Source organism: Mangrovactinospora gilvigrisea (assembly GCF_001879105.1).
GTDB lineage: Bacteria > Actinomycetota > Actinomycetes > Streptomycetales > Streptomycetaceae > Mangrovactinospora > Mangrovactinospora gilvigrisea.
The window spans coordinates 1-10,552 of record NZ_MLCF01000107.1 but is presented as its reverse complement, the minus strand read 5'-3'; the positions used below and the strand labels follow the sequence as shown (position 1 = coordinate 10,552).

The 10,552-nt window shown below is 74.5% G+C and carries 8 protein-coding genes; 2 read left to right on the top strand and 6 right to left on the bottom strand.

Annotated features, from left to right (window positions below; genetic code table 11):
* The 5 genes from thpR to BIV57_RS17760 all read right to left on the bottom strand — a co-directional run.
* Positions 1 to 380 (bottom strand): RNA 2',3'-cyclic phosphodiesterase (gene thpR, locus BIV57_RS17780; protein WP_079170433.1); only part of this gene is annotated, 380 nt, incomplete at its 3' end.
* Positions 381 to 452: 72 nt separating this feature from the next.
* Complete coding sequence (locus BIV57_RS17775) at positions 453 to 1,286, bottom strand: maleylpyruvate isomerase family mycothiol-dependent enzyme (protein WP_071657828.1); 834 nt, start codon at positions 1,284 to 1,286, stop codon at positions 453 to 455.
* A 149-nt stretch (positions 1,287 to 1,435) separates the two neighbouring features.
* Complete coding sequence (locus BIV57_RS17770; protein WP_071657827.1) at positions 1,436 to 2,830, bottom strand: MFS transporter; 1,395 nt, start codon at positions 2,828 to 2,830, stop codon at positions 1,436 to 1,438.
* Positions 2,831 to 2,882: 52 nt separating this feature from the next.
* Positions 2,883 to 3,317: a MarR family winged helix-turn-helix transcriptional regulator gene (locus BIV57_RS17765; RefSeq protein ID WP_071657826.1), complete on the bottom strand. Its 435-nt coding sequence runs from the start codon at positions 3,315 to 3,317 to the stop codon at positions 2,883 to 2,885.
* A 196-nt stretch (positions 3,318 to 3,513) separates the two neighbouring features.
* Positions 3,514 to 5,004 carry an NCS2 family permease gene (locus BIV57_RS17760; RefSeq protein ID WP_079170431.1) on the bottom strand — a complete coding sequence of 497 codons (1,491 nt, stop codon included), beginning with the start codon at positions 5,002 to 5,004 and terminating at the stop codon, positions 3,514 to 3,516.
* A gap of 391 nt (positions 5,005 to 5,395) precedes the next feature.
* Here BIV57_RS17760 and BIV57_RS17755 point away from each other — a divergent pair, with 391 nt between their 5' ends.
* Both BIV57_RS17755 and BIV57_RS17750 read left to right on the top strand, forming a co-directional pair.
* Complete coding sequence (locus tag BIV57_RS17755; RefSeq protein WP_071657825.1) at positions 5,396 to 5,791, top strand: DUF2530 domain-containing protein; 396 nt, start codon at positions 5,396 to 5,398, stop codon at positions 5,789 to 5,791.
* A gap of 19 nt (positions 5,792 to 5,810) precedes the next feature.
* The gene (locus BIV57_RS17750) at positions 5,811 to 8,186 is read left to right on the top strand and encodes an HAD-IC family P-type ATPase (protein WP_071657824.1); all 2,376 of its coding nucleotides are present in this window, start codon (positions 5,811 to 5,813) and stop codon (positions 8,184 to 8,186) included.
* A gap of 52 nt (positions 8,187 to 8,238) precedes the next feature.
* On the opposite strand, the gene BIV57_RS25290 is transcribed toward BIV57_RS17750, so the two are convergent.
* Positions 8,239 to 10,552 (bottom strand): thioesterase domain-containing protein (locus BIV57_RS25290; protein ID WP_071657823.1); only part of this gene is annotated, 2,314 nt, incomplete at its 5' end.

The window sequence follows — 10,552 nt, the reverse complement described above, 5'->3', positions numbered from 1 at the left end:
GTCAGATGCGGGGTGTACGGGCGGTCGTCCACCGTCAGCCCGGCCTCCCGCACCGCCTCCGCGACGCCAGCCGCCAGGCCGCCCAGCGCGGCGCGGTCGCCCTCGACGCCCGCCCACAGCACGGTGCCGCCGAACCGCCCGCCGCCGGCCAGCCGCAGCGTGAGCGGGGAACGCCGGGCGGCCTCCTCGGCCAGCCCGGCCTCCAGGGCGGGCAGCCGGTCCTCGTCCACCTCGCCCAGGAACGCCAGCGTCAGGTGCCAGCCCTCGCGCGCCGTCCAGCGCAGCTCGGGGCCGGGCGGCAGCCCCTTCAGGCGGGACACCGCCGACCCCAGCTCCCGGACGGCCTCCTCCGGCGGCAGCACCGCCACGAACAGCCTCATCCGGCGAAGCCTAGGCCGTCGGCGGCGGCCCGGGCGAGCGGGAAGGAGGCCGCTGCGACCGGTGACGCGCCGTCAGCGGGTGTCCGCCGCCAACCGCTTGCGGAAGGCGACCAGCACCCCCGGATCACCGCGCAGCTGGACGGCGCTGCCCGGCAGGCGCCCCCACAGCCACAGCAGCACCCGCGAGGGGTCCCCGGCGACCTCGGCGTTGCCGCCGACCGGCGCGCCCAGCGGGGAGCCGTCGAGGTCGCCGCCGTCCCGCGAGCCGCCGCGCACCCGCACGCCGTCCGGCCCGAACTCCACCCGCCAGGCGAAGTCCCCGGCCGCCACGACGACCGCGCGGCCGTCCAGGTAGTGGCGGTCCAGCGGGTGCTCGGCGTCCCGGGGCCCGCCCAGGAAGACGGTGAGCACCTCGTCGACGGCGTCCAAAGCCAGGCCGTTGTCGACCGGGTCCGGATCGTCGGCGTCGCGCACCGCGCCCTGCACGTCCACCCGGTGCACGGCGGTCTCGCAGGCCATCCGGCGGTACCAGAAGGCCATGGTCCGGTCGCCGGGGTACCAGGTGGCGGCCGGTTTCGAAGGGTCGTGGGAGGCGAGTTCCCGGGCTAGCGCGTCGAGGCCCTCCCGGTACCAGGAGACCAGGTCGTGCCCGGCCGGGGGGCAGCGCTCCCATTCGGCCGGACGTGCCCCGTCCCGCACCCAGCCGATCACCCGGCGGTGGACCGAGCCGGTGTGCCGGACGACGTCGTGCACGGTCCAGCCGGGGCAGCCCGGCACGGACGACTCGGCGGCGACGGGGGTGGCGACGGCGGAGTCGGCGAGCAACTCCCCGTCCTGGCGCAGCAGTTCCAGATGGCGGCTCGGTTCCAGACGGGATCCGCGGTGCGTACGTCGCTGTACGTCCATGGCCCTTAAAAGTGCCACCGGCCCATCTCGGTGTCGATACCGCGAACCGCCCTTTCCCGTCGCAACCGTCGCGGATCATCGCAAGGGAGCGCGCGCCTCGAACGCCCGCGCCCCCTCATGCGCCCCTCCGGACGCGGGCCGACGGGAGGTCAGAACGCCGCCGCGACCCGGTCCGAGCGCTCCGCGCCCTCGCGCGGCACCAGGGCCACGATCCGGCCGCCGTTGCCCAGCTGCACCTTGAGCCGCAGCCCGGCCACCCGGGCCAGGATCATCCCGATGGTCGCCGCGGCCAGCAGCGAGATCAGCCCGCAGACCGCGAGGCCGACGCGCGCGCCCCAGGTCTCCGTCACCCAGCCGATGATCGGGCTGCCGATCGGCGTACCGCCGGCGAACACCAGCATGTACAGCCCCATCACCCGCCCGCGCATCGCCGGGTCCGCGCCGATCTGCACCGTCTGGTTGGACATCGTGTTGGTGGAGAGGCCCAGCGCGCCGACCACGATCAGCACCGCGAAGAAGATCCAGTAGCTGGGCGAGAGCGCGGAGAGCGCCTCCAGCGCGCCGAACGCGACCGCGGTGAAGACCACCATCCGCATCCGCGACGTCCGCCGCCGCGCCGCCAGCAGCGCGCCCACCAGCGAACCGATCGCCATCGCGGTGTTGAGGAGGCCGAACTGGGTGGCGCCGGTGTGGAAGACCTTGCTGGCGAACGCCGGCAGGATCACCGGGAAGTTGAAGCCGAACGTGCCGATGAAGCCGACCAGCACGATCGGCCAGATCAGCTCGGGGTGCTGCCGCACGTACGACATGCCCTCCCGCAGCTGGCCCTTGCCGCGGCTCGCCTTCGGCCCGGGCTGCAGGTCGCGGGAGTGCATCAGCAGCAGGCCGGTGAGCGGCCCGACGAAGGAGATCGCGTTGACGGCCATCGCCCAGCCGGCGCCGGCCGCGCCCATCACGATGCCGGCCACCGCGGGGCCGATCATGCGGGCGGTCTGGAAGTTGGCCGCGTTGAGGCTGACGGCGTTGCGGATCGCGCCCTGCCCGACCATCTCGGAGACGAAGGTCTGCCGGGCCGGGTTGTCCAGCACGGTGATCAGCCCGAGCAGGGTGGCGGCCAGGTAGACGTGCCAGACGTGCACCTGCCCGGCGAGGGTGACGACGGCGAGTCCCGCGCCGACCAGGCCCATGCTCGCCTGGGTGATCAGCAGCAGCATCCGCTTGTTGCAGCGGTCGGCGATGACGCCGCCGTAGAGCCCGAACAGCAGCATCGGCAGGAACTGCAGGGCGGTGGTGATGCCGACCGCCGTCGAGCTGTTGGTGATCTGCAGGACCAGCCAGTCCTGCGCGACCCGCTGCATCCAGGTGCCGGTGTTCGACACCATGCTGCCCATGAAGAACAGCCGGTAGTTGCGGACCCGGAGCGACCCGAACATGCCGCCGCGGGGCGGGCGGGCGGCCGGGTCGGCGGGCTTGTCGGTCGTCGTCGTCTCGTCGTTGGTGGCGGGTGTGCGTGGTCGGGCGGCGTCTCCTGATGCCGAACTCAACTGCGACTCTCCTGCTTTCCGTCTCTTGTCGTCCCGCTGTGTGCGCCCCGCGTCAAAGATCAGCCAGCCTCTCCAGGACCGGGGCGGCGCGGACCAGGAGCTCCCACTCCTCGTCCGTCAGCTGCTCGACACGCACCGCGAGCCATTCGTCCCGCTTGCGGCGGCTCGCCTCGAGCATCGTGTCGGCCTCCTCGGTCTTCGTGACGACCACCTGCCGGCGGTCCTCCGGGTGGGGCTCCCGGCGGACCAGGCTCTTCGCCTCCAGGTTCGCGATGATGCGGGTCATCGACGGCGGTTGGACGTGCTCCTTGCGCGCGAGCTCGCCCGGCGTGGCCGGGCCGCAGCGCGCGAGGGTGCCGAGCACCGAGCTCTCGGTGGTGCTCAGCGCAGTGTCGATCCGCTGGTTGCGGAGTCGGCGGGACAGGCGCATCACGGAGGCCCGCACGGACCGGACGGCCGCGCGGTCCTCCTCGGACAGGTCTGGCATCCCCTTAGCGTAAGTCATTACTTCGTCTAACGAAAATCACTTACCGGCCATTCCCCGGGGCGTCGGGGTCACGAGGAGCGCACAGCGCGCGCCGCGGGGGCGCGGGGGCGCAGGGATGCGGGCCGGGCGGCGGAACGCGAAAGGGCCCCGACCACGGCAGTGCCGTGGTCGGGGCCCCCGCTGGGGTGACGCCGCGTCAGGAGATCCAGGACTGCAGCGGGCCCTCGCAGAAGTAGACGACGAAGAACGCCGCCACCACCCACAGCGGCCACGGCACCTGCCGCCCCTTGCCGGTGCCGAGCTTCAGCACCGCGAAGGAGACGACGCCCGCGCCGATGCCGTTGGTGATGGAGTACGTGAACGGCATCATCACCATCGTCAGGAACGCCGGGATGCCGACCGTGAAGTCGCTCCAGTCGATCCCGCGCACCTGCGTCATCAGCAGGAAGCCCACCGCGACCAGCGCCGGCGTCGCCGCCTGGGACGGCACCACCAGGGCGAGCGGCGTGAAGACCAGCGCCAGCAGGAACAGCGCGCCGGTGACGATGCTCGCGAGCCCCGTCCGCGCGCCCTCGCCGGTGCCGGACGTCGACTCCACGAACGCGCCGTTCGCCGAGCAGGACGCCCCGCCGCCGAAGACCACGCCGAGCCCGTCGACGAAGAGGATGCGGCTCATCCGCGGCATCCGGCCCTTCTCGTCCAGCAGGCCGGCCTTGTCGCCGACCGCGAGGATCGAGCCCATCGCGTCGAAGAAGCAGGAGAGCACCAGGGTGAAGACGAAGAGCACCCCGGTGAGGAACCCGACCTGGTGGAACGCGCCGAAGAGGTTCACCTGGCCGATGAGGCCGAAGTCCGGGGAGTCCACCACCTTCGACGGGATCTTCGGGATGGTCAGGCCCCAGGCGTCCGCCTTGACGGTGGCCGCCGCGTTGATCACCATCGCCAGCACCGTCGCCGCCGCGATCGAGATCAGGATCGCGCCGCGCACCTTGCGGGCCATCAGGATCAGCATCAGCAGCAGGCCGACGACGAAGACCAGCACCGGCCACCCCGTCAGGTGCCCGCCCGTGCCGAGTCCCACCGGGACGGTGGTGTGCGCGGCGTCCGGGTTGCGGCTGACGAAGCCGGAGTCGACGAGGCCGACGAAGCCGATGAAGAGGCCGATGCCGATGCTGATCGCGATCCGCAGGTCCTTGGGGATCGCGTTCATCACCTTCTCGCGGAGCCCGGTGACCACCAGCAGGATGATCACCACGCCGGCGAGGACCACCAGGCCCATCGCGTCCGGCCAGCTCATCTGCGGCGCGAGCTGCAGCGCGACCACGGTGTTGACGCCCAGTCCGGTCGCCAGCGCGACCGGCACATTGCCGATCACGCCCATCAGCAGGGTGGTGAAGCCGCCGGTGAGGGCGGTGGCGGTGACCAGCTGGCCGTTGTCGAGGTGGTGGCCGAACTTGTCGACGGCGGAGCTCAGGATGATCGGGTTCAGCACGATGATGTAGGCCATCGCAAAGAACGTGACCAGCCCGCCGCGGATCTCCGTCCCGATCGTCGAGCCGCGCTCGGAGATCTGGAAGAAGCGGTCGAAGGCGTTGCGCGGGGCGGGGGAGGGTGCCGAGCCGGACGCGCCGGGGTTGGGCGCGTCCTCGGGCAGAGGCTCGGAAACGGCCGGGGGAGCCGTGGACATGACAGATCCTCGTGGGTCGTCGGGGAGTGCCGGGCGTCGTCGACGGTGACGGTGACGGTCGCGCTCGGGCGGTGACGCCCGAACGGTGCTGCTCAAGGTGGACCACGTGACGCGGCGGCGGCCGGGGGACGACGCCGGCTCTGCCGCGGCGGGAACGATCACCAGTATGGATGCGCTGGGCAACCGTTCGCGTCTACGGGCGTAGACCCATGGGGCACCGCGGATCCGCCGCCTCGCCCCGCCATCGCCGCGCACCCACCTGTGCGCACAGGCCCGCCGCCCGTTCCCGACGTGGGCGACCTCACACCGCCCCGGCCCCGCCCCGCCCCGCCGCCCGGCCCCGCCCGCCTCGCCGCTCGGACCCGGCCCGACCGCCGCTTACCCTGGCCAGGTGACGAAACAGCCCCGCGGGAAGACACCGCTGCGCCCGGCGCCCGAACCCATCGAGCCGAACGCGGTGGCGATGGTCGACGGCCTGACGATCGCCTGGGCGGTGGCCTTCGTGGTGATGCTGGTGCTGCACGGCCCGCTGAGCTCCTCGGGGCGCGGCTGGTGGGTGTGGACCGGCGCGGCCGGCATCGTCCTCGGCTTCTTCGGCATGTGGTACTGCCGCCGCCGGCGCGCGGCGATCCTCCGCCACCGGGCGGCCCTCGACGCCGAAGCCGCGGCGGGACCCACGGCGGGACCCACGGCGGAACCCGCGGCGGAGTCCGAGGCCGGCGCGTCCCCCACGGCCCCCGGAGACGACCCCGACGCAACCCCGACAAACACCGCCAAAGCCCCATAGCCCCCGTAAGCTCCGACTCATGACGGATCGGGAGCTGGTGGGGCTGACCTCGACGGAGGTCGCCGAACGGGTAACGCGCGGCGAGGTCAACGACGTTCCCAACCGCAGCTCGCGCTCCACCGCCGACATCGTCCGCGGCAACGTCTTCACCCGGTTCAACGCCGTCATCGGCGTGCTCTTCCTGGTCATCCTGGTCGTCGGCCCCATCCAGGACGGCCTCTTCGGCTTCGTCATCGTCGCCAACACCGCGATCGGCATCATCCAGGAGCTGCGCGCCAAGAAGACCCTCGACAGCCTCGCGGTCGTCGGGGAGGCCAAGCCCGTGGTGCGGCGCGACGGAACGTCACGCCCCGTGCACACCAGCGAGATCGTCCTCGGCGACCTCGTGGAGCTCGGCCCCGGCGACAAGGCCGTGGTGGACGGCACCGTCGCCGAGTCCGCATCCCTGGAGATCGACGAGTCGCTGCTCACCGGCGAGGCCGACCCGGTCGTCAAGAAATCCGGCGACGCCGTCCTGTCCGGCAGCTTCGTCACCGCCGGCTCCGGCGCCTTCACCGCCACCAAGGTCGGCCGGGACGCCTACGCGGCCCGCCTCGCCGAGGAGGCCAGCCGGTTCACCCTGGTCCGCTCCGAGCTGCGCTCCGGCATCAACACCATCCTCCGGTACATCACCTGGCTACTGCTGCCGGTCGCCACCGCGCTGATCATCAGTCAGCTGGTGGTCGGCCGCAACGACCTCGCCGAGGCGATCCGGCGCACCGTCGCCGGGGTGACGCCGATGATCCCCGAGGGCCTGGTGCTGCTCACCTCCGTCGCCTTCGCGATCGGCGTCGTCCGGCTGGGGCGCAAGCAGTGCCTGGTGCAGGAGCTGCCCGCGATCGAGGGCCTGGCCCGCGTCGACACCGTCTGCCTCGACAAGACCGGCACCCTCACCGAGGGCGGCATGGACGTCTCCGAGGTGCACCTCCTGGAGGGCCGCGGCATCGGCGCGGAGTCCCCCGCCGGGCGGGCGCTCGCCGCGCTCGGCGCCGCCGACTCCCGCCCCAACGCCAGCCTCCGGGCCGTCATCGACGCCTACCCCGGCGGCGTCCCGGACGGCTGGCGGATCGTCGAGGCCGCGCCGTTCTCCTCCGCCCGCAAGTGGGCCGGCGCCCGGCTCGCCGCCGGCCCCGACGCCCCCGAGCGGACCTGGCTGCTGGGCGCGCCCGACGTGCTGCTGCCCGCCGGCCACCCGGTGCTGCGCGAGGCCGACGAGCGCGGCGCACGCGGCCTGCGGGTGCTGCTGCTGGGCCGCACCGACGCCGCGCTCGACGAGGTGGCGCCCGGCACCGAGGTCGAACCGGTCGCGCTGGTCGCGCTGGAGCAGCGGCTGCGCCCGGACGCGGCCGAGACGCTGCGCTACTTCGCCGAGCAGGGCGTCGCCGTCAAGGTGATCTCCGGCGACAACGCGGTGGCGGTCGGCGCGGTCGCCGGCCAGCTCGGCCTGGACGGCGCCGACCACCCGGTCGACGCCCGGCAGCTGCCGTCCGCCGAGGAGGACCCCGACAAGCTCGCCGAGATGCTGGAGTCCAACTCGGTCTTCGGCCGGGTGACGCCCCAGCAGAAGCGCGACATGGTCGCGGCGCTGCAGTCCCGCGGCCACACCGTCGCGATGACCGGCGACGGCGTCAACGACGTGCTGGCCCTGAAGGACGCGGACATCGGCGTGGCGATGGGCAGCGGCAGCGAGGCGGCGCGGGCGGTCGCCCAGATCGTGCTGCTCAACAACTCCTTCTCCTCGCTGCCCTCGGTGGTCGGCGAGGGCCGGCGGGTGATCGGCAACATCGAGCGGGTCGCCAACCTCTTCCTCACCAAGACGGTCTACTCGGTGCTGCTGGCGCTGCTGGTGGTCTTCGTGGCGCTGCCGTACCCGTTCCTGCCGCGGCACCTGACGCTGCTCAGCTCGCTGACGATCGGCATCCCGGCGTTCTTCCTGGCGCTGGCGCCGAACCGGGAGCGGGCCCGCCCCGGGTTCGTCAAGCGGGTGCTGCGGTACGCGGTCCCGGCGGGCGTGATCGCGGGGGCGGCGGCGTTCACCTCGTACCTGATCGCGCGCCAGGAGTACCCGCACGACTTCCGGGCGGCGACGAGCGCGACGACGCTGACGCTGTTCCTGGTGGCGCTGTGGGTGCTGGCGATGGTGGCCCGGCCCTACACCTGGTGGCGGGTGGGGCTGGTGCTGGCGATGGCGGCGGGGTTCGCGGGGGTGCTGACCATCCCGTGGTTCCAGCACTTCTTCCAGCTGCGGCTGGTGGGGACGGAGGGGCCGTGGGTGGCGGTGGGGATCGCCGCCGTCGCGTCGGCGGTGCTGGAGGCGGTGTGGCGGGTGGTCAGACGGCGGGTCTCCGTGCACTGAGCGGGCTTGGCGAAGCAGGGCACACTTCGCCAAGCCCGCTCGGCCGGCCGCGTCACTCGAAGAGCCGCTCCGCCGCCAGCGCCGGCGCCAGGGACGGGTCCGCCAGCAGGGCCGCCGCCTCGTAGCGGCGGTGCCATGCGGACGCGGACCACGCCGCGCCCCGGGCCAGCCCGTCCAGCGTCGCCGCGTGCAGCGTGGCCGTCTCCCGGTCCCACCGCCAGTCCAGCTCCGCCTCCGCGCCGTCCGGGCCGACGATGACCAGCCGGTCGTGCTCCTCGTACCGCTCCGGCGCGTCCGGCAGCAGCTCCCGCAGCACCTCCGGCAGCTCCCGCACCTCCCCCTCCGACAGCACCCGGCCGCCCGCGACCTCCTCCGCGGTGGGCACGCCCAGCAGGTCCGCCAGCGCCTCCGCGCACTCCGGCGGGACCGGCAGCAGCGCCCGGCCCGCCACCAGCGGCAGCAGGTCCGGGCTGGTCGCGACGATCGCCTCGGCCGCGTCCACCACCGCCGTCGACGTGCCCGACGGACCCAGCGCCCGCACCAGATCGGGCCGCTCGTCCGCCGGGGCGTCCGGCTCCGCCTCCGCCAGCGCCCCGTAGAGGGCGCGCAACTGGGCCGGCGTCAGCGCCCGCTCCGGATCGGCGAGCCGGGCCAGCACCTCGGCGACGCCGTCCGGCTCGTCCAGCAGGGCCGCCAGGCTGGTGCGCACCCCGACCGCGCGCAGGAACGCCTCGTCCAGGCCGGCCACCCCGCCCAGCTCCGCGGCCTCGTCGAAGAGGCCGGCCAGCAGCGGGTCCCCGTCCGGCGCCCGCAGATCGGACGGGCGCCGCCCGCCCAGCACCGGATGCCCGCGCAGCCACCACGCGGTGTACGAGGGCGCGGACGCCACCGAGCCGTCCGGCAGCAGCACCCGCACCGGCTCCGTCACCGCCGCCCGCAGCGGCGGCCGGGCCAGCAGGCCCAGCGCCCGCGGCCAGGCGTCCTCGGCCACCAGGTCCAGATCGCGCACCGCGAGCAGCTCGGCGGCGACCGGCGGGACGGGGCCGTCGCCGCCCGCCTCGTCGAGGACGTCCTCGCACCACTCCTCGATGCCGTCCGGCGCCACCGCCGGGCCTCCCTCGCCGGCGGCGCGCACCGGCAGCTCCAGCGCGTCGGGGTCGTCCGGGTCGAGCACCGCGTCGTCGGCGCCGAGCAGCACCGGCTCCGCGGCCACCCCGACGGCCAGCAGCACCTCGCTCCCCCACCGCTCCACCAGGCCGTCGGCGACCATCCCGGCCTCCTCCGGGTCGAGCAGCTCCGCGAGCGGGCTGCCCGGCAGGGCCAGTTCGCCGGCCGGGGCCGGGTCGCCGTAGTCGTCGGTGAGGGCGAGCGCGGCGAGCCACGGGTGCTCGCCGGGGGCGGGGGACGCGGCGCGCACCAGGCGGAGCACCGCCTCCGCGGTCTCCTCGGCGAAGGCGGGGTCGTCCGCGGACTCGTCGAGCGAGCGGGCCACCGCGGCCCGGACCTGAGGGGACGTCAGTGCGGCGGCCGGGCTCGCGGGGGCGGCGCCGAGCTTCTCCAGCAGCGGGTGGGACGCCTCCGGGTGCGCCACCTTGAGGTCGAGGACGTCCAGCGGGCTGCCGCCGTCGCCGTCCGCGAAGGAGGCGTCCCAGAGCAGCACCCGGCGCGGGCCGAGGACGCTGCGGCCGTCGGCGAGCGGCACCGGCAGGCTGCCCAGCGCGTCCGGATCGGCGGCGGAGCGGGCCAGCGCCGCGTAGAGGCGGTGCCACCAGGACGGCTCGCGCTCCAACCCGGCGAGCGAGTCGACCAGTTCCCCCATCGCCAGCCGGCGGACGCCGAGCCGCGGCAGCGCGCGGTGCCGCTCCAGCCCGGCGGGCAGCAGCCCGGCGACCACGTCGGAGAGCGCCGCGACCAGCTCGGCGGTGCCGCTCTCCAGCACCACCGCCTGGTCGGGGCGGACCGCCGTGCCGTCCGCGGCGGCGAGGATCGGGGTGCGGGGCAGCGCCTTCAGCACGGCGGCGCGCAGCCGGCCGTCGAAGGCGCCGCCGGTGCCGAGCGGCTCGGGGACCAGCGCGAGGTTGGCCTCGCCGGGCGCGCCGGCGCGCAGCAGCCGGACGTAGCCCTCGGCGGCGCGGTCGGCGAGGTGGTCGGCGAGCGGGCCGGGCGCGAGGTGGCGGCGGGTGGGGTCGAGCGGGACGGAGGCGATGAGCAGCGCAGGCAGCGGCTGGGGCTCGTCGGTGGGGGTGGGGGCGTGGACGACGGGCGCGGCGGGCGCGGCGGCCGTCTCGGCGAGGGGGGTGTCGTCCTCGGCGACGGGGAGCGCCCAGGTGACGGACCAGTGGGGGCGCAGCCGCTCCTCCGCGGGG

Excerpts from the sequence above, each read along its gene's own strand:
- BIV57_RS17765 (WP_071657826.1), bottom strand. The coding sequence starts at position 3,317 with ATGCCAGACCTGTCCGAGGAGGACCGCGCGGCCGTCCGGTCCGTGCGG.
- BIV57_RS17775 (WP_071657828.1), bottom strand. The coding sequence starts at position 1,286 with ATGGACGTACAGCGACGTACGCACCGCGGATCCCGTCTGGAACCGAGC.
- BIV57_RS17750 (WP_071657824.1), top strand. The coding sequence starts at position 5,811 with ATGACGGATCGGGAGCTGGTGGGGCTGACCTCGACGGAGGTCGCCGAA.
- BIV57_RS17760 (WP_079170431.1), bottom strand. The coding sequence starts at position 5,004 with ATGTCCACGGCTCCCCCGGCCGTTTCCGAGCCTCTGCCCGAGGACGCG.